This is a genomic window from Pseudolysobacter antarcticus, from assembly GCF_004168365.1.
GTDB classification, from domain to species: domain Bacteria; phylum Pseudomonadota; class Gammaproteobacteria; order Xanthomonadales; family Rhodanobacteraceae; genus Pseudolysobacter; species Pseudolysobacter antarcticus.
Genome location: NZ_CP035704.1, coordinates 2,108,464 through 2,131,985 on the forward strand (window position 1 = coordinate 2,108,464; position 23,522 = coordinate 2,131,985).

Annotated in this window: 19 protein-coding genes and 8 tRNA genes; 21 read left to right on the forward strand and 6 right to left on the reverse strand. The window is 57.5% G+C overall.

Going from position 1 to position 23,522, the window contains the following annotated elements; all coding sequences use genetic code 11:
- Positions 1-21 precede the first annotated feature (21 nt).
- The 4 genes from ELE36_RS08945 to ELE36_RS08960 all read right to left on the reverse strand — a co-directional run bounded on the left by ELE36_RS08945 (position 22) and on the right by ELE36_RS08960 (position 4,484).
- A complete protein-coding gene (locus ELE36_RS08945; RefSeq protein WP_129832739.1) occupies positions 22-624 on the reverse strand; it encodes a Maf family nucleotide pyrophosphatase in 603 nt (200 codons plus the stop codon).
- An 81-nt stretch (positions 625-705) separates the two neighbouring features.
- On the reverse strand, positions 706-1,881 hold the full coding sequence (locus tag ELE36_RS08950) for a thiolase family protein (RefSeq protein WP_129832740.1): 1,176 nt from the start codon (positions 1,879-1,881) through the stop codon (positions 706-708).
- Between the two features lie 146 nt (positions 1,882-2,027).
- Entirely contained in the window at positions 2,028-3,185 is a 1,158-nt protein-coding gene (locus ELE36_RS08955) for an isovaleryl-CoA dehydrogenase (RefSeq protein WP_129832741.1), read from the reverse strand.
- 195 nt (positions 3,186-3,380) lie between these two features.
- Positions 3,381-4,484 carry a Glu/Leu/Phe/Val dehydrogenase dimerization domain-containing protein gene (locus ELE36_RS08960; RefSeq protein ID WP_129832742.1) on the reverse strand — a complete coding sequence of 368 codons (1,104 nt, stop codon included), beginning with the start codon at positions 4,482-4,484 and terminating at the stop codon, positions 3,381-3,383.
- A 417-nt stretch (positions 4,485-4,901) separates the two neighbouring features.
- On the opposite strand from ELE36_RS08960, the gene ELE36_RS08965 reads away from it, so the two are divergent.
- The 17 genes from ELE36_RS08965 (at position 4,902) to ELE36_RS09045 (ending at position 17,425) form a co-directional block, all read left to right on the forward strand.
- Positions 4,902-4,978: transfer RNA gene (locus ELE36_RS08965), tRNA-Arg, on the forward strand.
- 195 nt (positions 4,979-5,173) lie between these two features.
- Positions 5,174-5,250 (forward strand) — tRNA-Pro (locus tag ELE36_RS08970).
- Between the two features lie 91 nt (positions 5,251-5,341).
- A tRNA-Arg gene (locus ELE36_RS08975) sits at positions 5,342-5,418 on the forward strand.
- An 18-nt stretch (positions 5,419-5,436) separates the two neighbouring features.
- A tRNA-His gene (locus ELE36_RS08980) sits at positions 5,437-5,512 on the forward strand.
- Positions 5,513-5,525: 13 nt separating this feature from the next.
- Positions 5,526-5,601 (forward strand) — tRNA-Lys (locus ELE36_RS08985).
- A gap of 81 nt (positions 5,602-5,682) precedes the next feature.
- Positions 5,683-5,767 (forward strand) — tRNA-Leu (locus ELE36_RS08990).
- Positions 5,768-5,844: 77 nt separating this feature from the next.
- Positions 5,845-7,143, forward strand: coding sequence for a trigger factor (gene tig, locus ELE36_RS08995; RefSeq protein WP_129832743.1), 1,299 nt, complete (start codon positions 5,845-5,847; stop codon positions 7,141-7,143).
- Positions 7,144-7,203: 60 nt separating this feature from the next.
- Positions 7,204-7,833: an ATP-dependent Clp endopeptidase proteolytic subunit ClpP gene (gene clpP, locus ELE36_RS09000; protein WP_129832744.1), complete on the forward strand. Its 630-nt coding sequence runs from the start codon at positions 7,204-7,206 to the stop codon at positions 7,831-7,833.
- A gap of 129 nt (positions 7,834-7,962) precedes the next feature.
- Complete coding sequence (gene clpX, locus ELE36_RS09005; RefSeq protein WP_129832745.1) at positions 7,963-9,240, forward strand: ATP-dependent Clp protease ATP-binding subunit ClpX; 1,278 nt, start codon at positions 7,963-7,965, stop codon at positions 9,238-9,240.
- A 142-nt stretch (positions 9,241-9,382) separates the two neighbouring features.
- Positions 9,383-11,851 (forward strand): endopeptidase La, encoded by a 2,469-nt coding sequence (gene lon / locus ELE36_RS09010; protein ID WP_129832746.1) that lies wholly within the window; start codon positions 9,383-9,385, stop codon positions 11,849-11,851.
- A gap of 310 nt (positions 11,852-12,161) precedes the next feature.
- The gene (locus ELE36_RS09015; protein ID WP_129832747.1) at positions 12,162-12,434 is read left to right on the forward strand and encodes an HU family DNA-binding protein; all 273 of its coding nucleotides are present in this window, start codon (positions 12,162-12,164) and stop codon (positions 12,432-12,434) included.
- A gap of 11 nt (positions 12,435-12,445) precedes the next feature.
- Positions 12,446-12,521 (forward strand) — tRNA-Val (locus tag ELE36_RS09020).
- A gap of 6 nt (positions 12,522-12,527) precedes the next feature.
- Positions 12,528-12,604 (forward strand) — tRNA-Asp (locus ELE36_RS09025).
- A gap of 166 nt (positions 12,605-12,770) precedes the next feature.
- Positions 12,771-14,690, forward strand: a complete 1,920-nt coding sequence (locus tag ELE36_RS09030) for a SurA N-terminal domain-containing protein (RefSeq protein ID WP_129832748.1) — start codon at positions 12,771-12,773, stop codon at positions 14,688-14,690.
- A 156-nt stretch (positions 14,691-14,846) separates the two neighbouring features.
- Positions 14,847-15,344: an IPTL-CTERM sorting domain-containing protein gene (locus tag ELE36_RS09035; protein WP_129832749.1), complete on the forward strand. Its 498-nt coding sequence runs from the start codon at positions 14,847-14,849 to the stop codon at positions 15,342-15,344.
- A 28-nt stretch (positions 15,345-15,372) separates the two neighbouring features.
- A complete protein-coding gene (locus ELE36_RS09040) occupies positions 15,373-16,575 on the forward strand; it encodes a glycosyltransferase (protein ID WP_129832750.1) in 1,203 nt (400 codons plus the stop codon).
- Entirely contained in the window at positions 16,568-17,425 is an 858-nt protein-coding gene (locus ELE36_RS09045; protein WP_129832751.1) for a glycosyltransferase, read from the forward strand. The genes ELE36_RS09040 and ELE36_RS09045 overlap by 8 nt, the downstream gene beginning before the upstream one ends.
- Before the next feature lie 85 nt (positions 17,426-17,510).
- On the opposite strand, the gene ELE36_RS09050 is transcribed toward ELE36_RS09045, so the two are convergent.
- Complete coding sequence (locus tag ELE36_RS09050; RefSeq protein WP_165371543.1) at positions 17,511-18,275, reverse strand: glycosyltransferase; 765 nt, start codon at positions 18,273-18,275, stop codon at positions 17,511-17,513.
- A gap of 89 nt (positions 18,276-18,364) precedes the next feature.
- Here ELE36_RS09050 and ELE36_RS09055 point away from each other — a divergent pair, with 89 nt between their 5' ends.
- Entirely contained in the window at positions 18,365-19,165 is an 801-nt protein-coding gene (locus ELE36_RS09055) for a galactosyltransferase-related protein (RefSeq protein ID WP_129832753.1), read from the forward strand.
- On the forward strand, positions 19,162-19,812 hold the full coding sequence (locus tag ELE36_RS09060) for a hypothetical protein (protein ID WP_129832754.1): 651 nt from the start codon (positions 19,162-19,164) through the stop codon (positions 19,810-19,812). Before ELE36_RS09055 ends, ELE36_RS09060 begins: the two co-directional genes overlap by 4 nt.
- Positions 19,813-19,879: 67 nt before the next feature.
- Here ELE36_RS09060 and recN read toward each other — a convergent pair whose 3' ends face one another.
- A complete protein-coding gene (gene recN / locus ELE36_RS09065) occupies positions 19,880-21,553 on the reverse strand; it encodes a DNA repair protein RecN (RefSeq protein WP_129832755.1) in 1,674 nt (557 codons plus the stop codon).
- Between the two features lie 253 nt (positions 21,554-21,806).
- On the opposite strand from recN, the gene hrcA reads away from it, so the two are divergent.
- Both hrcA and grpE read left to right on the forward strand, forming a co-directional pair.
- A complete protein-coding gene (gene hrcA / locus ELE36_RS09070; protein WP_129832756.1) occupies positions 21,807-22,859 on the forward strand; it encodes a heat-inducible transcriptional repressor HrcA in 1,053 nt (350 codons plus the stop codon).
- 79 nt (positions 22,860-22,938) lie between these two features.
- Positions 22,939-23,484 (forward strand): nucleotide exchange factor GrpE, encoded by a 546-nt coding sequence (gene grpE / locus ELE36_RS09075; RefSeq protein ID WP_129832757.1) that lies wholly within the window; start codon positions 22,939-22,941, stop codon positions 23,482-23,484.
- Positions 23,485-23,522 lie beyond the last annotated feature (38 nt).

Genomic DNA, 23,522 nt, shown 5'->3' on the forward strand with positions numbered 1-23,522 from the left:
TCGAGCGGAACTGCGGGCAGCTTAAAAAAGCGCGATTCCGGCAGTTCGCAACATGCGACTGAGAGCAATCAATGGCAGTCCGATCAGTGCGGTCGGATCTTCGGTTTGCATACGCTCGAACAACGCGATGCCCAGACCTTCGGCCTTGAAACTGCCGGCGCAATCGTAGGGTTTTTCAGCCTGCAGGTAGGCATCGATTTCTCCGCTGCCGAGGTTGCGGAAATAAACGAGCGTGCAATCGACGGCGTGTTGAATCCGGCCGTTGCGGCCATCGATCAGACATAGCGCGGTATGGAAACTTACAGTTTGTCCGCAGCACGCCAGTAGTTGCGCGCGCGCGTTTTCATGATCGCCCGGCTTGCCCAGCATCCGCGTACCTAATGCGGCAACCTGATCGGAGCCGATCACGATCGCTCCGGGTCGAATAGCGGCCACGGCATTTGCTTTCGCAATGGCTAGGCGCAAGGCGAGCGCCGCCGGAGTTTCGTCAGCAGATGCTGATTCATCGACATGCGGTGCGAGCTGGCTGAAGTTTTTGGTCAGGCGTTGCAGCAAGTCGCGCCGATAAATTGAGCTCGATGCGAGGATCAGATCGACGGCGCTGACGGGGCAAAAATCGCTCATCGATGAATGCCCGTCATAGACCTGAATTAATCCGGCGCTGTGCAAAAAATCGGATTGATCTTGAAGATTGAATCAGTCCGCTCAAACCAGCTCGACCGCCAATGCCGTGGCTTCGCCGCCGCCGATGCAGAGTGCCGCGATGCCGCGCTTGCCGCCACGTGCCTTGAGCGCATGCAACAGAGTCACAATCAGGCGCGCGCCGGATGCACCGATCGGATGACCGAGCGCACAAGCACCGCCGTGGACATTGATTTTTTCGTGCGGAATACCGAGCTCCTTGATCGGCGCCATCGCGACGACGGCGAACGCTTCATTGACTTCGAACAGATCGACATCGGCCACGCTCCAGCCAATCTGTTTAAGCAGCTTGTCGATTGCACTTACCGGCGCGGTCGTGAACCATTCCGGCTCCTGCGAGAACGTGGCATGGCCGACGATCCGTGCCAGTGGCGTCAGTCCGCGTTTTTTTGCCTCGGCTTCACTCATCACTATTGTTGCTGCAGCACCGTCGGAAATGCTCGACGAACCAGCTGCGGTCACGGTGCCATCTTTGCGAAACGCCGGTTTCAGCGTTGGAATCTTGGCGATGTCGGATTTACCGGGTTGCTCGTCGGTCGCGTATTCGACATCGCCCTTGCGTCCGGCAACTTTCACAGCAACGATTTCGGCGGCGAATGCGCCCGACGCGATCGCGGCTTGCGCGCGCCGAACTGATTCGATCGTGTAGGCATCCTGCGCCTCGCGCGTGAAGCCGTATTTGTCGGCGGTGGCTTCGGCGAACACGCCCATCGACTGGCCGTCATACGGATTGGTCAGGCCATCCCAGGCCATATGATCAACCAGCTTTGCGTCGCCATAACGCAGGCCGGTGCGGGCTGCGACCATGTGCGGTGCATTCGTCATCGACTCCATACCGCCAGCAACGATGATGCTGGCCGAGCCGGCTTTGATCAGATCGTTGGCCAGCATGATCGCCTTCATGCCCGAGCCGCAGACCTTGTTGATCGTCGTGCAGCCTGCCGATTTCGGCAGACCCGCCGCGAGCGCCGCTTGACGCGCCGGCGCCTGGCCGAGATTGGCGGGCAATACACAACCCATGATCACTTCGGATACGTCGTCAGCCGCGACGCCGGATTGTTCCAGCGCGGCTTTGATCGCGGTGGCGCCGAGCGTCGTGGTGGGCACACCGGTGAACTGGCCGAGCATGGAACCGATCGCGGTGCGCTTGGCGCCGACAATAACGATGGAATCAGACATGGAATTCTCCGAGTTGTGAGGCGACCGCGCAGCGCGGCAGATAGCAGATTATCGCGCGCTGTCTGTTGCACTGGCAAACGCGGTAATAGGACGAGAGGTCAGGATTTCGAGTTATTCAAAAGCGGATGTTTTCGCAAATCTTAGCGTCACCATTTGCCGTGGAAGAGTTCGCGGCCAATCAGCATACGGCGGATTTCGTTGGTGCCCGCGCCGATTTCATAAAGTTTCGCATCGCGCAGAATTCGACCGGTCGGGTATTCGTTGATATAACCGTTGCCGCCGAGACACTGAATCGCTTCGAGCGCAACCTTGACCGCATTCTGTGAGGCGTTGAGCAAACACGCCGCGGGATCGATGCGCGACTTCACGCCACGATCAAAATCCTGCGCCACCAGATACGCAAATGCGCGCGAGGATTGCAGCGCGGTATACATGTCGGCAATCTTTGCCTGCATGATGCCGAAGGTGCCAATCGGCGCGTTGAACTGCTTGCGTTCGCGTGTGTAGGGCAGGGCTATTTCGAGCGCCGCCTGCATCAGACCGATCGGGCCACCGGATAACACCAGACGCTCGGTATCGAGGCCGCTCATGAGTACACGCACACCTTCGTTGACTTGGCCGACGATGTTTTCCGCGGGGATTTCGCAATCCTCGAAAACCAGTTCGCAGGTGTTAGAGCCGCGCATGCCGAGCTTGTCGAGCTTCTGCGCGGTGCTGAAACCTTTCATGCCTTTTTCGACGATGAAGGCGGTCATGCAGCGCGATCCCGCTGGGCGCGGTGCGGTGCGCATGTAGACCAGCAGCACATCGGCGTCGGGACCGTTGGTGATCCACATTTTTGAACCGTTGGCGAGCCAATGATCGCCCTTGAGTTCGGCACGGCAGGTCATCGAGCCGACGACATCCGAACCGGCGCCGGGTTCGCTCATCGCGAGTGCGCCGACATGTTCGCCGCTGCACAGTTTCGGGATGTATTTTTGGCGCTGAGCTTCATTGCCGTTGTGGAAAATATTTTGCACGCACAGATTAGAATGAGCGGCGTAGGAAAGGCCAACCGAGCCTGAGGCGCGCGAGATTTCCTCGACCGCGAGTTGGTGCGCCAGAAAACCCATGCCCGAGCCGCCGTATTCGGTCGGGATGGTGATGCCGAGCAGACCCATGTCGCCGAATTTTTGCCACAGATCGCTGGGGAAAATATTGTCATGATCGATCAGATTGGCGCGCGGCGCGATTTCCTTTTCCGCAAACGCGTGCACCGTTTCGCGCAGCAGATCGAGTTCTTCACCGAGGGGAAATGGACGCATGATATTTGGCCGTTGTTAAAAGAGTGGGATTGCTACAAAACGAGCCGCGCGGCAGCAGTTCCGGAATTTCCAAACGTGTTGCGCCAGCCGAGTAATTTCATGTGAAAAGCGCATCGCCGCTATCCTTGGGACAGAGCGATGCGCGTTTGTGTGTCGCGATCAATTCATTGGTAGGTGCAGAATTCTGCGCTGCAATTATTGCCCGCGCATGCGACCGAGAAAACGTGGCGCGCCGTTGCCCATCGTCGGCAGTTTGATCTTGCCGATCGTGGCGATGCGATCTTCGGCGAGGCGATCTGCGGCGCGGAAAGTCGGGATCTTGTCACGCGCGGCGATCTGGAAAATCTTGCCGAGGTTGTAATAGATCGTGCGCATCATGCGCATCGCGCGTTCGCGGTTGTAACCGTCGATTTCGAGCGATACGTTCATCAGGCCGCCGGCGTTGACGGCGTAATCCGGTGCATACAGGATGCCGCGGGCTTCGAGTTCTTCGCCGATTTCATCGGTGGCGAGCTGGTTGTTCGCCGCGCCGCAGATGACCTTGCACTTGAGCCGTGGCAGCGTCGCTTCGTTGACCGTGCCACCGAGCGCGCACGGCGAATAGACGTCTGCATCGACGTCGTAGATATCATCGAGTCCGACCGCTTCGCAGCCATATTCGTCGACGCACTGTTGCACCGCATCCTTGTTGATGTCGGTGACAAATACCTTTGCGCCTTGCTCGCGCAACAACTTGACGAATTCCATGCCGACGTGGCCCGTGCCTTGCACGGCGTAACTATATTTGCCGACGTCTTCGTTGCCGAACTTGGCATTCAACGAAGCCATCAGGCCCTGCAAAGTGCCGAAAGCCGTGAACGGCGACGGATCGCCCGAGCCGCCGTGCACCTGATGCACGCCAGTGACGTAGTCGGTTTCCTTGAGCACGTATTCCATGTCGTTGACATCGATACCGACGTCTTCCGCGGTGATGTAGCGGCCATTGAGCGAGTTGACGAAACGGCCGAACGCGCGGAACAGCGCTTCGGATTTGTCCTTGGTCGGATCGCCGATGATCACACCTTTGCCGCCACCGAGACTCAGTCCTGCGACCGCCGCCTTGTACGACATCCCGCGTGACAGACGCAGGACATCGTTGAGTGCTTCGGCTTCGGTCTTGTAGTTCCACATGCGCAATCCGCCCAAGGCTGGGCCGAGTACAGTGTTGTGGATGGCGATGATTGCCTTCAGGCCGGCATCTTTGTTGTGGCAGAACACAACTTGCTCGTGACCCGTGGTGGCGAGGGTTTCAAAGATCATTACGCTGGAGCTCCAGAGTGAGTAAAGAAGTGATTCGATGCAGGCTTGAATGCGGCGCAAGACGTTGTCAATCAACCGCGCCACGCGCTCGACCAACACTATTGGCGGTCTCGCTTGCCTCGTAGGTAGACGTTGCATCCGGCATAGTTTAATCCAAACACGACGCTGACCAATCATGTTTTGTTGCGCATGCGACTGGATTTTGGCTGGAGCAAGCGCTTAATAAACTTGAGCAGCTGACCGGCGAGTGGTGCTTGCGGTGCGAAAATTTTCGATTTTGTATTGACGTGAATCGATTCGCTGGTGATAATTGCTGGCTCGCATCACCGGGTTGCTTCGCTTCGGCCAAGCTTTCAAGACGATGCGAGCTGAAACGGAGCCAAAACCGTTTCAGGCAATACCGAAATCCGTTTTATTGCGCCCGTAGCTCAGCTGGATAGAGTACCTGGCTACGAACTAGGTGGTCGGGAGTTCGAATCTCTCCGGGCGCGCCATTCCGATAAAGGGTGCTTCGGCACCCTTTATTTTATCGGCGACGGATTAATGGAATGTTGCAGGCCCGTCTGGCTGCAGATTCAGGTTTTTTTTGATGTGCGTAAGCGACTCCAGATTGACGCGATACCGGCCTGTACGTAGTATTCGACCCAGGTTTGTAGCGCGCTGACGAGTCGTAAAGTTCTGGATCCGAACGGGGTATAGCGCAGTCTGGTAGCGCACCTGCTTTGGGAGCAGGGGGTCGCGGGTTCGAATCCCTCTACCCCGACCAGATCCGGATCGCGCAGGAGTTTTGAAAGGTGTGGCAGGAAGCTGCATGTGGTCGCGTCAAGGAGGTTCGTGCCTTACACTGTTCGGGCTTTGCGCCCGTAGCTCAATCGGATAGAGCATCGGCCTTCTAAGCCGACGGTTGCAGGTTCGATTCCTGTCGGGCGCGCCAGTACGAATGGTTTCAATGGTGAGCGTAGCTCAGTCGGTAGAGCTCCGGATTGTGATTCCGGCGGTCGTGGGTTCGAGCCCCATCGTTCACCCCAGTTTCAAGCAAGTGGGCCGTTAGCTCAGTTGGTAGAGCAGGAGACTCTTAATCTCTTGGTCGTAGGTTCGACTCCTACACGGCCCACCACTTATCTCGACAGTATCCAGTAACGCCTGCGCAAGGCTGGTACATCCCCAAGCAGAATTCATACTACAATCCCGGATGTAAGCGAATGTGGCGGAATTGGTAGACGCACCAGATTTAGGTTCTGGCGGGGTAACCCGTGAGAGTTCGAGTCTCTCCTTTCGCACCACCCAATGACACAGCGCAGAGATGGCGGCCAACTACCAGGCGCGTCATACCTTCGCGTTTTTCCAGTTAGGAGCCAGCATGCAAATTTCGGTTGAAAACGTGGGCAAACTTGAGCGCAAACTGACGGTAAAACTACCGGCAGAACAGCTCGATTCGCAGGTCAGAACACGACTGCAGGAAATGGGCCGCAACATCCGCCTGAAGGGTTTCCGTCCCGGCAAGATTCCACCGAAAGTGATTGAGCAGCGTTTCGGCGCGCAAGTGCGCGGCGAAGCCTTCAACGAGCTCGTGCGCAACAGCTTCCAGTCCGCCGTCGACGATCAAAAGTTGCGTCCGGCGATGGCGCCGTCGATTTCGACCACGGGTCAATCGAACAATGGCGAAATCGAATATGTCGCCACCTTTGAAGTGCTGCCCGAGATCGCCAAGATCGATGTCAGCACGCTCTCAGTGACCAAGCCGACCGCCAGCGTGACCGATGTGGATGTCGATCAGATGATCGATACCTTGCGTCAACAGCGCCGCAGCTGGACACCGGTTGAGCGCGCCGCGCAGGTTGGCGACATGGTGTTGTTCGAATATTCCGCGCAATCCGGCGATGCACGCCATCCTGCCGAAGGTTTTGATCGCGTCGGCACGGTGATCGGTTCCGGTGCGATGTTTGCCGAATTTGAAAACGCCTTGGTCGGTTTGAAAGGTGGCGAAGACAAAAAAGTCGAACTCACTTTCCCGGCGGATTTCCGCGTCGCTGAATTGGCTGGCAAGCATGCAGAAGTGGAGTTCAAGGTGTCGCGCGTGCAGGAAGCGCAGATGCCGGAACTCGACGATGTATTTGTCGCCAGCTTCGGTGTGAAAGAAGGCGGTATTGAGCGTTTCCGCGAAGATGTGCGCGCCAATCTCGAGCGCGAACTCAAGGCCACATTGTCGGCGCGCCTGAAAAACGAAGTCGTGCAGAAACTGGTGGCGGCGTATGCCGATTTGGAACTGCCGCAAAGCATGATCGCCGCCGAGGCGCGCGCACTGGCACAGCAGGCCGAAGCGCAGGCACGCCAGGCCGGACAAAATATCAACCAGCCACCGGAAGCCTATGCCGCGATCGCGCAGCAGCGCGTTTCTGCCGGGGTTCTGATTGGCGAAATCGCACGACAGAATGATCTGCGTCTGGACTCGCGTCGTGTTGCTGAAACCCTTTCGGCGATTGCTTCGACTTACGAAGAGCCGGAACGCGTAGTTGAACTTTACTCGAACGATCCCCAACTGATGAGCGGACTGCAGAGTCGTGTTCTCGAAGACCAGGTAGCGGATTGGGTTGCCAATCATGCTCAGGTCAGCGAGCAGGCTTTGAGCTTCAGCGAGGTCATGCGTCCCAACGCGTGATCGAGTTTTCGGGAAATCCCGGTTGCGGGATTTCCTCTCATCATGATCGGGAGTTCGTTTATGTCCAAGGTATTCGCACCGCAAGGCTTGAATATGGTGCCGATGGTGGTCGAACAGACCTCCCGCGGCGAGCGCGCTTACGATATTTATTCGCGTCTGCTGAAAGAGCGCGTGATTTTCCTGGTCGGGCCCATTGACGACTACGTGGCGAATGTCGTCGTCGCGCAGTTGTTGTTCCTCGAATCGGAAAATCCGGACAAGGACATCAATCTTTACATCAACAGCCCGGGTGGTTCGGTCACAGCCGGCATGGCGATCTACGACACCATGCAGTTCCTCAAGCCCGACGTGAGCACGATGTGCATCGGTCAAGCGGCCAGCATGGGGGCGTTATTATTGACTGCGGGCGCCAAAGGCAAACGTTACAGCCTGCCGCATTCGCGCGTCATGATTCATCAGCCGCTCGGCGGTTTCCAAGGCCAGGCGACGGATATCGAGATCCACACGCGTGAGATCCTGACGATTCGCGATCGCCTGAATTCGATCATGGCCAAGCACACCGGTCAGCCGATCGAGCGCATTGCGAAAGATACCGATCGCGATAATTTCATGAGCGCTCCGGACGCCCAGGCCTACGGTCTGATCGATGCCGTGCTCGAAAAGCGCCCGGCCGACGCAGCAAAAGTCTGATCATTGTTGCGGCCGCGTCATAACATCTGTTTTCGTTTTGTGACACATCCCCTGCACCGGCGCTTGCCGGAGCGGGGGGCTATGCTATTCTGCGCTTGACATCAAATTGCAATGGACTCGGGATCTGGTATGAGTGACGACCGGCAAAGCCGATCGGGTGAGAGCGGCAAGATTCTCTACTGCTCTTTCTGCGGCAAGAGTCAACACGAGGTGCGCAAACTGATTGCGGGCCCGAGCGTGTTCATTTGCGATGAATGCGTGGAACTTTGCAACGACATCATTCGCGAAGAACTGGAAGAAAAGGCCGCCACCGCGCGCAGCCATCTGCCCAAGCCGCGTGAGATTCAGGATGTGCTCGATCAGTACGTGATCGGCCAAAGCCGGGCGAAAAAGACCCTCGCTGTGGCGGTGTACAACCATTACAAACGTCTGGAGTCGCGTGGCAAGAACGACGATGTCGAACTCGCCAAATCGAATATCCTGCTGATTGGTCCGACCGGCTCGGGCAAGACGCTGCTGGCGGAAACGCTCGCGCGCCAACTCAATGTGCCGTTCACGATCGCCGACGCAACCACGCTGACCGAGGCGGGTTACGTGGGCGAGGATGTCGAGAACATCATTCAGAAGTTGCTGCAGAAATGCGACTACGACGTCGAGAAGGCGCAGACCGGCATCGTTTATATTGATGAGATCGACAAGATTTCGCGCAAGAGTGAAAACCCGTCGATCACGCGCGACGTTTCCGGTGAAGGTGTGCAGCAGGCCTTGCTCAAGCTGATCGAAGGCACGCTTGCTTCGGTGCCGCCGCAAGGTGGGCGCAAGCATCCGCAGCAGGAATTTTTGCAGGTAGATACCAAGAATATTCTGTTTATTTGCGGTGGTGCGTTTGCGGGGCTGGAGAAAGTCATTCAGGCGCGCTCGGAGTCCACCGGCATCGGCTTCAACGCCGAGGTGCGCAGCAAGTCGCAGGCATCGAATGTCGGCAAGGTTTTGGCCGATGTCGAGCCGGAAGATCTGGTCAAGTTCGGTCTGATCCCCGAATTTGTCGGTCGTCTGCCAGTGGTCGCGACGCTCGAAGAGCTCGATCAGGATGCGCTGGTCAAAATTCTGACCGAGCCGAAAAATGCGATCACACGCCAGTTCAAGAAGATGTTCGAGATGGAAGGCGCCGAGTTGGAATTCCGCCCCGAAGCCTTGGCTGCTGTTGCGCGTAAAGCGCTTAAACGTCGCACTGGAGCACGCGGCTTGCGCACGATTCTCGAACAGGTGCTGCTCGATACCATGTATGAGCTGCCGTCACTGGAGCATGTCAGCAAGGTCGTTGTCGACGAGGCTGTGATCAACGGTCAGGCTGAGCCGTATCTTATTTATCGTGGCATGCAGGCGCGGGCCGCATCTGCAGAATAATTCGGTTGCGCCCAAGGCGCGGCACGCGAGATTGCTTGCAAATTCGCACAGCGCCCTTACTTGACGATATGGCAGCGTGCGAACACGCTGCCATTATTGTTTCTGCCTTACTGTTTATCCGCTTCGTTGTTCAGGAAATCGAATGGAAAAGACTCCCAAAAGTGTCGCGCAAATTGATGTGACCGAATTGCCGGTATTGCCGCTGCGTGATGTGGTGGTGTATCCGCACATGGTCATTCCGTTGTTTGTCGGGCGCGAAAAATCTGTGCGCGCGCTTGACGCAGCCATGGACGGCGACAAGCAAATCCTGCTCGTGGCGCAACGCGGGCCGGACATCGATGATCCGCTCGAAGCCGACCTGTATTCGATCGGCACCGTTGCCACCGTGCTGCAACTTTTGAAATTGCCCGATGGTACGATCAAGGTGCTGGTCGAAGGCGCGTCACGCGCCGAGGTTGTTCGTTACGGCGAGCGCAACGGTTTGTTGACCGGGTTCGTGCGTCCACTCGAGCCGATGTATACGCGCGAACAGCGCGAAATCGACGTCGTCTCGCGCTCACTGACCTCGCTGTTCGAGCAATACGTCAAACTCAATCGCAAGATTCCACCCGAGTTGCTGACTACGCTGTCGGGCATCGACGATCCGAGCCGTCTGGCTGATACCGTCGCCGCGCATCTCACCGTGCGCCTGCAGGACAAGCAGAAAGTGCTGGAAACGGCCGACGTCGGCGATCGCCTGGAAATGCTGATCGGTTTCGTCGATGGCGAAATCGATGTGCAGCAGATCGAAAAACGCATCCGCGGCCGCGTCAAGTCGCAGATGGAAAAAAGTCAGCGCGAGTATTATCTGAATGAGCAGATGAAGGCCATCCAGAAAGAGCTTGGCGAATCCGACGAAGCGCCAAACGAGCTTGAGGAACTGGCCAAGAAAATCGCCAACGCTGGCATGCCCAAGCCGGTCGAGACCAAGGCCAAGGCCGAGCTCAACAAGCTCAAGCAGATGTCGCCGATGTCGGCCGAAGCCACCGTCGTGCGCAACTACGTCGACTGGCTGGTGGGTGTGCCGTGGAAAAAGCGCACCAAAGTCCGCAAGGATCTGAACGCAGCCCAGGACGTGCTTGATGCCGATCATTTCGGTCTCGAAAAAGTCAAGGAACGTATCCTTGAATATCTCGCCGTGCAGCAGCGCGTGAAAAAGATGAAGGCGCCGATTCTGTGCCTGGTTGGCCCGCCGGGTGTGGGCAAGACTTCGCTTGGTCAATCGATCGCGAAGGCGACCAATCGCAAGTTCGTGCGCATGTCTTTGGGCGGCGTGCGTGACGAAGCCGAGATCCGCGGCCATCGCCGCACTTACATCGGCTCGATGCCGGGCCGTATCGTGCAGAACCTGAGCAAGATCGGCACCAAGAATCCGCTGTTCGTGCTCGATGAAATCGACAAGATGTCGATGGATTTCCGCGGCGATCCGTCTTCAGCGCTTCTCGAAGTGCTCGATCCGGAACAGAACAACGCTTTCAGCGATCATTACCTCGAAGTGGATTTCGATCTCTCCGAAGTCATGTGGATCGCCACGGCAAACTCGCTGAATATCCCGGCGCCGCTGCTCGATCGCATGGAGGTGATTCGCATCCCGGGTTATACCGAAGACGAGAAAATCAATATCGCCACGCGTTATTTGTTGCAAAAGCAGATCAAGGCGAACGGTCTGAAGAACGACGAAATTGCGGTCGACGAATCTGCCGTGCGCGACATCGTGCGTTATTACACGCGTGAAGCCGGCGTGCGAAATCTCGAGCGCGAAATCTCGAAGATCTGTCGCAAGGTGGTCAAGGAAATTTCTCTCGCTACCGACAAGGCCAAGAATGCCGGCAAGAAGATCAAGCGACGCAAATTGCTGATCAATTCCGAGAACCTCGAAACCTATCTGGGCGTGCAGAAATTCACGTTTGGTCGCGCCGAGAACCAGAACGAAATCGGTCTGGTAACAGGCTTGGCATGGACTCAGGTCGGCGGCGAATTGCTTAGCATCGAAGCCACCGTGGTGCCCGGCAAAGGCAAGTTGATTCACACCGGCCAACTCGGCGACGTGATGCAGGAGTCGATCCAGGCTGCGTTATCGGTGGTGCGTGCGCGTGCCGATCAACTTGGTATCGATCCCGAGTTTCACCAGAAGCACGACATCCATATCCACGTGCCGGAAGGTGCCACACCGAAAGACGGTCCCAGCGCTGGTGTCGCAATGTGTACCGCACTGGTATCGGCGTTGACCAAGGTGCCGGTGCGCGCCGAAGTGGCGATGACTGGCGAGATTACTTTGCGTGGTCGGGTTTTGCCGATTGGTGGCCTAAAAGAAAAACTGCTCGCGGCACATCGCGGTGGCATTACCACCGTGATCATTCCCGAAGAAAATAAAAAGGACTTGGCCGACATCCCGAAAAATGTCACCGGTTCGCTGGAAATCCATACCGCGAAATGGATCGACGAGGTGCTCGACATTGCGCTTGAAAGGCCGCTCACGCCGAACAACAAAATCGTTGCGCAGGATGCCAAGGAAAAGAGCGAGCCGGCACGCGAGGGCAGGGAAGAAACCGGTGTGGTAAGACCGCACTGAATCGGCTTGACGCGCATCGAAAATTGCTTGCAAGGCCATGCAATTTCTCGATGCGCTGTCAAGTGAATTTGCGGCCTGTACAGACTCTTCGAAAAATAATTCAAATCCTCGCGAACCCGCGCCACGCCTTGCTTGCGTGATGCCATGGGGGCTGGTATAAAGACGCTCCTGCGATTCAAGCGACGGTTTTTTGTCCAAGGAAATGCAGGTAGCGGAACGGTTGGTTTGTCGCATGCGCAACGGCCAATAAATGTTTCGTTACAATCCCGAATAATTGCGCGCGCCTATTTCCGTCAGGGAGTACATAAAAATGAATAAAGCTGAATTTCTCACTGCTGTATCCGAAGAAGCCGATGTAACCAAAGTGGATGCCGACAAGGCGCTTGATGCGATCATCACGGTGATCAAGAAAGCGTTGAAGAAAGGCGACGACGTATCATTGGTAGGCTTTGGCACGTTCACCGTGCGCAAGCGTGCTGCTCGTACTGGTCGCAATCCTCGCACTGGCGAACAGATCAAGATCAAAGCCTCGAAAGTTCCTTCATTCAAGGCTGGTAAAGCGCTCAAAGATGCATTAAACTGATTTGCTCTACTGGGTGCTTAGCTCAGCCGGTAGAGCATCGCCCTTACAAGGCGAGGGTCGGGGGTTCGATCCCCTCAGCACCCACCAAGCTGCGGAGTGGTAGTTCAGTTGGTTAGAATGCTGGCCTGTCACGCCGGAGGTCGCGGGTTCGAGTCCCGTCCACTCCGCCACCTTCTTAAGGGCGCCTGTTATGGGCGCCCTTATTTTTTTGTGTGTCTTGAACCGTAATAGTGAAATAATCCGTATTCAACAACGCGCACAGACCGCAGCTGCGGTCGTCGGTACCGGAGTTATCTCCGCACCGTAGCGCAACCGACCTCAGGGTGTATCACGCTCATGTTGCAAGCACTGCACGACAAGGTATCCGGCACGATCGCGAAGGTTCTTCTTGCTGTTCTGATCTTTGTATTTTCGTTCTTTGGTATCGAGTCCTACATGACGGGTCGCGCCGACACCTACGTCGCCAAGGTCGGTGATCACGAAATATCCACGCAGGATTTTCGCGGCCGCTTCGATCAATATCGTGCGCGCGCGCAAGCCTCGATGGGCGCCAACTTCGATCCGCAACTCATCGACAATCCGATGCAGAAACGCCGCGTGCTCGATGGCATGATCGACGAGCAGCTCATTCTCGAAGCCAACGACAAGCTTGGCATCATGATCCCGGCGCAGAAAATCCAGGATCAGATCAGGCAGACGCCGCAGTTCCAAAGTGACGGGAAATTTGATTCGGCTACTTATCGCGCCGTACTCGGCTCGATCCGCAAGACACCGCGCGAATACGATGAAAATATCCGTAAGGATTTGCTCGCACGCGAATTGCCCGCGCAAATCATGCAGAGCAGTTTTGTCACCGATCTTGATATCGACACTTATCTGCGTCTGCGCGACGAAAAACGCAGCTTTCGTTATGTAGCCTTGGACAAGCTCACCGCCGATGCGCCAAAAATTACCGATGCGCAGGCAGAAGAGTTTTTCAAGCAGCACAGCGCGGATTTCACGAATCCGGAAAAAGTGACGATCGAGTACGTCGATCTCGACGGCGCGAAATTGTCGGTCGAGGCGAAGCCGGATGAGGCAACACTCAAGGCGCGCTACGAGAAAGAAAAGGCGCGTTTTGTTTCGCCAGAACAACGCGAGGCATCACACATCCTCGTGAAGCTGCCGCAGAACGCCGACGCCGAAGCGCAGAAAAAAGGCCTGCAGGCAGCGACCGAAATTGCCAAACAAGCCAAGGCCAAGCCGGCGGACTTTGCCAAGCTCGCGAAAGAAAAATCCGACGATCTCGGCTCCAAAAGCGCTGGCGGCGATCTCGGCTGGCTGGAAAAAGGCGTGACCCAGGCGGCTTTCGAGGCCGCGTTGTTCGGCATGAACAAGGGTGATATTTCTGATCCGGTGTTATCGCCCGAGGGTTATCACATCATTCAATTGCGCGACGTGCGTGCGCAGAAGGAACGCAGCTTCGACGAGGTCAAGCCTGACCTGACCAAGGAGTTTGTCGAGACCGAGCGCGATCGTGTATTCAGCGAGGCCGCCGGCAAATTTACCGACCAGGCAATCGCGAGTCCGAGTTCGCTGGAACCCGCCGCCAAGGCGGTTGGTCTGACGGTGCAGAAGACTGCACCGTTCACTCGGCAGGGGGGCGGAGAAGGCATCAGCGCCGATCCGGCGATCCTCAAGGCAGCGTTCTCGGACGCGGTGCTCGTGCAGGGCAATATCAGCGATCCTGTGCAGCTCGGCCAGAATCACATCGTGCTGCTGCGCATTGCCGAAAATGGCCATATCGCAAGCACACCGAAAAAGCTCGACGAAGTTCGCGCGCAGATTAATCTGATTCTGGTTGCGCAAGAACAGACCACGCAAGCCAAGAAGCGCGCCGACGAGTTGTACGCACGGCTGGAAAAAGGTGAAAGTCTCGACAAGCTTGCCGACGAGTTGAAACTGAAAGTAAGCGAAGGCAAGGATGTTCTGCGTGCCGATGCCAGTCTCGACAGCAAGCTCGTAGCGGATGTTTTTGCCTTGCCGCGCCCGGCGGCCGACAAACCTGTGCCGTTGCTGGTTACGCTGGCCAACAATACTTACGATCTTGCTGTAGTTACCGCGGTGACAGATGGCGATCCGGCGACGGCGAATGCGGCGACGCGCGACAGCGTACGCAGCGAGCTCGCCCAGGGCATCGGTTACGAAGCCGCGAAAGCATTCATCGCGAACCTGCGCAAGGAAGCCAAGATCAAGGTCGCCGAAGACCGCATGTAATCTTCTGCGGTTTGTTCGATACCTTGCATCGAAAAAAGAGTCGCAATACGCGGCTCTTTTTTTGTCTGTGAAGTCAAAGTTGGGTGCCTCGACATGGCGACTTGCTTCCGAGTCGCGCATCCGGGTAAGCTTCGACTAATCTTGGGAGCGTTAACCATGTCGAAGAAAATCGAATTAGGGTCCGACGAGAACAATGTTGCGGTAACGCCGAAATCTGTCAGGAACAAAGGCCTGCATATTCCGGTGCCTGCCGTGCTGGTAAGTCTGGGCATGCTTTCCAGTTCTGCATATGCCGCACCGATTCAGGATGTTTATTCGACCCCGGTGAATACGTCTCTTAGCGGCGTGAATATTTTCGCCAGCGACGCGGCAAATAATCCGCAAGTTTTCAGTTGCACCAATCCGTCCAACGGTAGCGCGCAGGTGGCACCTCACGGCGACCTTTTTTATACACCGAACACTGCGTTCCAGGGCGTCGACACGTTTTCCTGCACGGGCAGCGACAATCTCGGCAACGTCAGCGCATCGGTCAGTGTCTACGTCGGCATTCCGATTCCGAGCCCAGCATCGTTGCCGACGGTGAGCCCTGCTGCTCTCGGTGGCTTGGCTGCGATGATGGCCTACATCGGCATGCGTCGCCGCCGCAAGTTCTGATTCCGTTCCATCCCGAAAGACGTCGCTCGTGACGACCGGCGTCCGTTTCTACTCGTTCGTCGAAGCCAGCGGTTATGGACTGTCTGGCATTGCGTACGCGCGTGCATTGGTCAACGCTGGCGTGCCAGTTGAGTGGATTCCGCTACGTCGTCACGGCGACTCTGCGGTTCCGGTACGAGGCTCGGAACGCGCGAACCTGGCTCTGCTGCAGCTCGCCGAAGGCGATGCGAGTCTTGCCGATCTCGCTGCGCTGCTGCATCTCACATCGCGCCCGATCGCCCATGACGTCGTAGTCTTCTACTGCGTGCCCGAGCATTGGCCAGCTTTGTTCGAACTCGGCAAACGCAATGTTGGTTGCACCGTTTGGGAAACAGATCAACTGCCGGTGCATTGGTTGCCGATTCTCAATTCGATGCACGCGGTGATCGTGCCGAGCACGATGAATCGCGATATTTTTGTCGCTTCCGGCACACGCGTACCCGTGCATGTGGTGCCGCATATGCGGCGGCACATATGGAACGAGTTCAGCGAAAAAGAACTTGTTCAAGCACGTGCGCAGTTCGGAATTCCCGCACATCATTTCGTGTTTTACTCGATCAGTACCTGTCAACCGCGCAAGGCGATTCCCGAACTGCTGCAAGCGTATGCGAACGCGTTCAGCGCGAATGATCCGGTGAGCCTCGTGATCAAGACCACGCCTCAAGGCAGCGGCGGCCCGCCATTTTTCCATGAAGTTTCCAGTGCCGATCTCGCGCAGGCCGAACTCGATGCCATCGCCGAGGAGGTCGACCATGAACTGCCGTATCTGTGCCTGCTGCCGTATGAATTGAGTGGTCGCGGCGTCGATCTGCTACACCGCATCGGCGATTGTTTTGTCTCGCTCACGCATGGTGAGGGTTGGGGGCTCGGCGCTTTCGAGGCGGCAACGCTTGGCACGCCGGTAGTGATGACGGGATGGGGCGGGCAGTGTGATTTTCTCGGTGAAGATTGGCCTGGCCGCATCGCTTATCGATTGTCGGCCGCCCCGACCTGGCCGCCGTATCGGCCGTCGTACTGGTCTTCACAACGCTGGGCGTCGGCCGATATTGCGTCCGCGATAAACGTGATGCGTGATACCTATGCGAATTTTTCTGCTGCGATCGAGTCGGCACAAGATATCCAGATCAAGCTGCTGAACCGATTTGCCGAGCCGGTGGTTGCCGCGCAGATTCTGGCTGCGATTCATGGCTGAGAATACGCGTGAGTTCCACTTTGTTTTTGGCCTGCGCGTGCAGAACGAACCGTTTCATATCCTGCATTATCTGTGTCTCGAATCGTGCCGACAGGTTAATCGGCCGCACAAGATCCATCTGCATTTGCGGCATCGTCCGCATGGCCTTTGGTGGGAGCGCATCGCGCCGCATCTGCAAATCCATATTATCGATAATGCGCCGCTGGCATTTGATACCGCGAAATATGCGGATAGCGCCGAAGGGCGCTACATCGCCGCGGCGGATTTTTCTTACGCGCATGAAGCGGATTTTTTGCGCCTGCAGATTCTGCTGAAACATGGCGGTGTGTATGCCGATATGGATACGCTGTTCGTGCGGCCGTATCCGGAACGATTTTACAGCCACGAATTCCTGATCGGTGAAGAAGCCGCGATCCCGGATCGCAATGGCATATTGCGGCCGTCGTTATGCAACGCGGTGCTTTTCGCCAAGCCGCAGGCGCGTTTCGCGCAAGAATGGCTGCGACGCATGGGCGAAGTATTCGACGGCACATGGAATCGACATTCCTGCGACGAAGCCGCGCGCGTATGGAGCGATGTACCGCAATGTGTAACGGTCGCACCGACCGCAGCGTTTTATCCGTTTGCTACAACGCCGGCGGGAATCGCGGCGCTATTCGTGGAAAATTCCACGTTGCCGCGCGGTGCTTGCAGCGTGCACTTGTGGGCGCATTTGTGGTGGCAGGAACAGCGTATCGATTTCACGCTCTTTCACGCGGGATTGCTGACTGCCGATTACGTCCGCACGGCGGATACGACTTACGCCAACCTGGCGCGACGTTTTCTTGACAGGTTCGACGATGCGCATTGAAATGGGCAAATCCGCGATGGATAAACATTCATATCGGATCTGCAACATCGCATGTGTCGAAGCGCAGCGAAACGCAATGTGGATCTCAGTCGAAAATCAAATCGCCGGTGCGCGATGGCATGACGATATGCCCGAGTGGTGGTGCATATTCGCGCAGCCGCGTTTCGAGTACGCGTTTGCGCGCGAGCAGGTGCGCGCCATGCAAGCTCTTGTGTGCCGTGATCGCCTGATGATGTGCTGCCGACCACGCATTGCCGCCGTGAAAAACATATACATACAACCAAGCGAACTCGCGCATTCTTGCGATGCGTCGACCAGCGCGCAGGATATCCAGACACAGCCCGGTATCTTCGCCGCGCAGCAGATCGGGATAACGCGGCAAACAATCGCGGCGACCGAGCAAGGTTCCCTGCACAAAATTCAACGGGTAGGGTTCGATATTCCAATCGGTCCAGTACATTTCGCCGCGCGCCGCAAACCAGTGGAGCTGATCGCTGAGGAAACAGAAGTCCGCCGCCTCGGTTTGCAGCGCCTGCAACTGCATGCTCAGACGCAACGGATGGTAACGATCGTCATCGTCCCATTGGCAGAGGAACTCGCTGCCGGCAAGTTCGACCGAAAGATTGCGCAACTCGCCGAGCGACGTTCCTGCCGGCGCGGCGTGCGTGCGAATCGGCTGCCCCGGAAAATCGGCAATGAGATCGTCCAACACAGTGTCGAATTCGCTACCGGCATCGTGCACGATCAGCAGTTCGCGCTGAGAATATTCCTGCCGACAGAAATCGGCCACCGCGCGGCGCAGCATGGCGAGTCGCGTCGGCTGGGTTATGGTCAGGCAAGTGATCGACATGGGCGCACGTATCATCGTACATTCGCGGTGAGAATCGCCGCGCCACACATTCGGCAGCGGCTGACAAGCCATTATCATTTCTGCGACGCATGAATTACGCAAGCTGCATTTTGACCTATCGCGAAAGCGACAGCCCGGATCGCCGCGCGAACCTGCACACCGTGCTTGTATGGCTATCGCGTTTGCCACAGCTTGAAGTGATTGTCGTCGAGCAGGATAGTCTGCCGCGACTCGGCAGCGTGCTTCCGCATGCGGCCTGCCGCAATGTATTTGCCTACAATCCCGGACCGTTCAACAAGGGTTGGGGTTTTAATATCGGTTATCGTTTTGCGCGCGGCAGCGTACTGATTTTTGCCGACGCGGATGTGCTCATCGACGAACAACTGCCGGTGAGCGCGGAGTTGTGCCAGCGCGGTTATCAAGTGGTCAAACCGTATCGCAGCATCGTCGATCTCACGCCCGCAGAAACCGCGATCGTGCGCGAAGGAAACTTCGATTACCAACCCGATCGCCCCGACGATCCCGCGATCAATCGCGAAGGCATCGCCGAGTTCATCGTGTTGTGCGGCGGGATTTTTTGCGTGCGACGCGATGCCTTCGCCATGCTCGGTGGCTGGGATGAACGTTTCCTCGGCTGGGGCGGCGAAGACGATGCGATGACTTACAAATTGCAGCGATTGCGCTTGTCGACGATCGAGCTCGACGAATCTCCGGCGCTGCATCTGTGGCATCCGCGCTCAGCCGCGACCACGATGGGCCAGCCGATGTACCCCAACAATTGCGCCTTGCTCGCCGACTATCGCCAATACAGCGATGCCGAGTTGCAACGTTTCGCTGAAGTGCAGCTGCAGATCATCGGCAATCGCGAAAAATATCGGCCACGCACATGAGCCACTTCGAATACAACCTGATGATTGGCACGCCCGCTTACGGCGGCATGATGCACAGCGATTTTGTGCTGTCGCTGCTGCGCTATCAGCAGGCGGGAATTCGTTTTTCGTTGATGACGATCGGCAACGAAAGCCTGATCACGCGCGCGCGCAACGCCATTATTTCGGCGTTTTACGAAAAGCCGGAATTCACCAATCTGCTGTTCATCGATGCCGACATTGGCTTGCACGCCGAAGGCGTATCGCGCTTGCTCGCGCACAGCAAAGACGTGATCGGCGCGCCAGTTGCGTTGAAGGGTCGCACGCCCGACGGGCGCCGCATTTTCAATATCGGTGTGAGTATCGGCGAGGCTGGCCCGCTGGCGCTCAACGAGCGCATCGGCACCGCCGTTTTCATGCTGTCGCGCCACGCCGTAAATGCGCTGGTCGATGATGCAAAAGAAGATGGCCGCATCTACGAACGCCTGACCACGCAGCAAGGCGATCCGGGCGCGGCAATCCACTACGATATCTTCCGCGTCGGCGTCAGCAACGGCGAATATCTGTCGGAGGACTATTGGGTCTGCGCCGCATTGCGCCGGCTCGGATTCGATATCCACATCGATCCGACCATTGTCACGCGCCATCACGGCAACGTTTCGGTTTGATGAGTGTGGCTGTCATCCGCATGACTGTTTGTGCTTGCAGGCCTACAAATATTCGTAGGCCACAAAACTAGTTCGCTTGCGCACGCGTGAGCATTTGCTTCGCGTGCGCCAGGGTCTCGCGCGTGATGTCGATGCCGCCCAGCATGCGCGCGATCTCGTCACGCCGACTTTTTTCGTCGAGTGCATCGATACGCGTTTGCGTGCTCTGGCCATCGCTGACTTTGCTCACGCAAAAATGCTGATGACCCTGTGCGGCGACTTGCGCGAGGTGTGTCACGCACAACACCTGGCGTTGGCTGCCTAGTCTGCGCAGTTTCTGGCCGACGACTTCGGCAACCGCGCCACCGATGCCGGAATCGACTTCATCGAACACCATCGTGCCGACTTCATCCAGCCCGAGCGCGGCGACTTCGATCGCGAGGCTGATGCGCGACAGCTCGCCGCCAGACGCGACCTTGCGCAATGCGCGTGGCGGTTGACCCGGATTTGCGCTGACGAGGAATTCGGCACGCTCGCGGCCATTCGTCTCAGGTGTGGATTTTGCGCTCGGCTCAAGCATGATTTCGAGACGTCCGCCGCCCATGCCGAGCTCGGCGATCAACTCGCTGACGCGTGCTCCAAGTGTGACCGCAGCCTGCGCACGTGCTTTGCTCAGCAGCGCCGCAGCGTCGGTGTATTCGTGCTCGATCAAAGTTCGTTCGCGACCGAGTTGTTGCAGACGTTCGCCGGCGCCCTGCAACGAATCCAACTCATTGCGCAGTTCGTTTTCGCGTTGTTTCAGATTGGCCATCGGCGTGCGATATTTGCGCGCGAGTTCATGCAGCCGACCGATCTGCGTATCGAGTTCGCTGAGGCGTTCGGGATCGAGATCAAGCGCATCGCGATAACGCGCGAGTTCGGCATTGGCTTCGACCAACTGGATTTGCGCCGCATCGATCATTTCACTGACCGGGATCAAACGCGTGTCGAGCAGCGCCAATCGCGCGGTTTCGTTCTGGCCACGCGCGAGTGCGCGCAACAACGCGAACTCGCTTTCGCCGTCCAGCAGCTCTGCGACGTTGGCGCAACCCTGCACCAGTTGTCCGGCATTGGCGAGCTGGCGGTGACGTTCATTGAGTGCATCGAGTTCGCTCGCCGACAACGCATCGCGTTGCAATTCGCCAACCTGATGTTCGAGCATTTCAATACGCTCGGCGTGATCCTCATTGCCGCCAAGTTGCGCGATCTGGGCTGTGACTTCGCGCCAGCGTCGCGCGAGATCGTTCACTTGCGCCAGAGTTTGTGCATGCCCGCCAAACGCATCCAGCAGCGCGAGTTGGCTGCTGCGTTCGAGCAGCGCTTGATGTTCGTGCTGGCCGTGGATTTCGATCAGGCGTTCGCCCAGCGCCTTGAGTTGGGTCAATGTCACCGGCCGGCCGTTGATATAACTGCGCGAGCCGCCATCGGCGCGGATCACGCGGCGCAACTGGCATGACTGGTCTTCGTCGAGTTCCTCGCCTTGCAGCCATGCGCGGATATCCGGTTGACTGCTGAGATCGAATTCCGCCGCGAGTTCGGCGCGCTCGCTGCCATGTCGCACTACGCCCGCTTCGGCGCGGCCGCCGGACAACAACAGCAACGCATCCACCAGCAGCGATTTGCCCGCGCCGGTTTCCCCCGTCACTACCGTGAGACCGGCGACGAGGGTGATGTCGGCTTCGCCGACAATCGCGAAATCCTTGACGTAGAGTGAAGTGAGCATGCGAGATATTTGTTGACTGAGTTTGCGATAGTAACCGCACCGAGCGCAGCCGCCGCGACGCGGGGATTTTGGCCGACGGCAAGTATGTCAGACTGCGGCAAGCCGCGGCCAGACTTGTGCGCCGGCACTTGCATTGTCGCGCGAACAACCTTATTGATTCCTGGCGCAGCGCTTGTTAGCGTTTGCCGGTTATCTTGCGATGCATTTCATCAAAACCGAGTTCAACGAGCCAGCTCAAAGAGACCAGCGCCCGATGCCCAACGTCCACCAGCTCGATGCCCGCGCCCGCCAATTGTTGCGCGTGTTGATCGCGCAATATATTGCCGATGGCCAGCCGGTCGGATCGCGCACATTGGCCAAACAATCGGGGTTGGACGTGAGTGCGGCGACGATCCGCAACATCATGGCTGATCTCGAAGATATCGGTCTGGTCGCAGCGCCGCACACGTCCGCGGGGCGCGTGCCGACGGTGCAGGGTTATCGTGTCTTCGTCGATTCGCTGCTGGAAATGCAGCCGTTGCTGGAACCTGAATTCGAACGCCTGAAGCGCGAATTGCCGGCGCACGCCGGGACTGCCGACCTGGTCAATACAGCGTCGTCGTTGTTGTCGGCGATGACCCATTTTGTCGGTGTGGTAACCGTGCCGAAGCGCGAGGAGTTTCCGTTTCGTCAGATCGATTTTGTCGCACTCGGCGGCAATCGCGTGTTGCTGATTCTGGTGTTTGCGGATAACCAGGTGCAGAACCGTGTGGTCACGACGCAACGCACGTATTCGGCCTCGGAGCTGGAACAGACCGCAAATTATCTCAATAGTGAATTCGCCGGCATGCGCCTGTCGGATATCCGCATGCGTCTGCTGCGCGAAATGCACGAAGCCAGCGCGGCGCTGAATCGCATGATGAGCGCGAGCATGGAAATGGCGCAGAACGCGTTCGGCCCGGCCGATGCGCCGGCGGACATGGTGCTGGCCGGGCAAAATAATCTGATCGGCCAGCAAGGCCTTTCGGATGTCGACCGCCTGCGCGAATTGTTCGAGGCGTTCCAGAGCAAACGCGATCTGCTACAGCTCATGGAAAACTGCACGCGTGCCGAAGGTGTGCGCTTGTTCATCGGTGAGGAATCCGGCTACAGCGCGCTGGACGGCTGCAGCGTGGTGACGGCGCCGTACGGCACGCCGGGACGGGTGCTTGGGGTGCTCGGTGTGATCGGGCCAACGCGTATGGCTTACCAGCGCGTGATTCCGGTAGTGCAGGCCACGGCACAACTGCTGTCCAGTGCCTTGAATCAGGCTTATCTGCCACAATAACCGGCTCGGCGTTATTGATTCGCCATTATTGAAACGCGGGGCGCGTGCTCTGCGCAGGCCTGACACGTTTGGAGTAACCATGGAAAATACTCATCCTCAACATCCCGATGCGGCGCCTGACGGCGGTGCAGCGGCGGATGCGCAGGTGCTTGCGGATATCGATCAACTCACCCAGGCGCTCAGCGAATCCGAAAGCAAACTCGGCGAGATGCGCGACACCGTGTTGCGTGAGCGCGCCGATCTCGACAACCAGCGCAAGCGCCTGGCGCGTGATCTGGAGCAGGCGCGGCGGTTTGCCAACGAGCGGTTGTTGTCCGACCTGCTGCCGGTTTGCGACAATCTCGAGCGCGGCCTGGCAGTGGAAAATGCCGACATCGCAACCTTGCGCGAGGGCATGGATCTCACCCTCAAGGCGCTGCTGAAAGTGGCTGAGACGAATGGTCTCAAGCCGCTCAATCCGGTCGGCGAAATATTCAACCCGGAATTGCATCAGGCGGTGTCCACCGTCGACGCGCCAAATCAGGCGCCGAACACCGTCGTCGCCGTATTTCAGAAGGGTTATGTGCTGAACGAACGCCTGCTGCGCCCCGCGTTAGTTACGGTCGCAAAAGCGCCTGACGCTTGAATTGAGTCGCAGCAAACCCCAGCTATCGCACAGTCTGG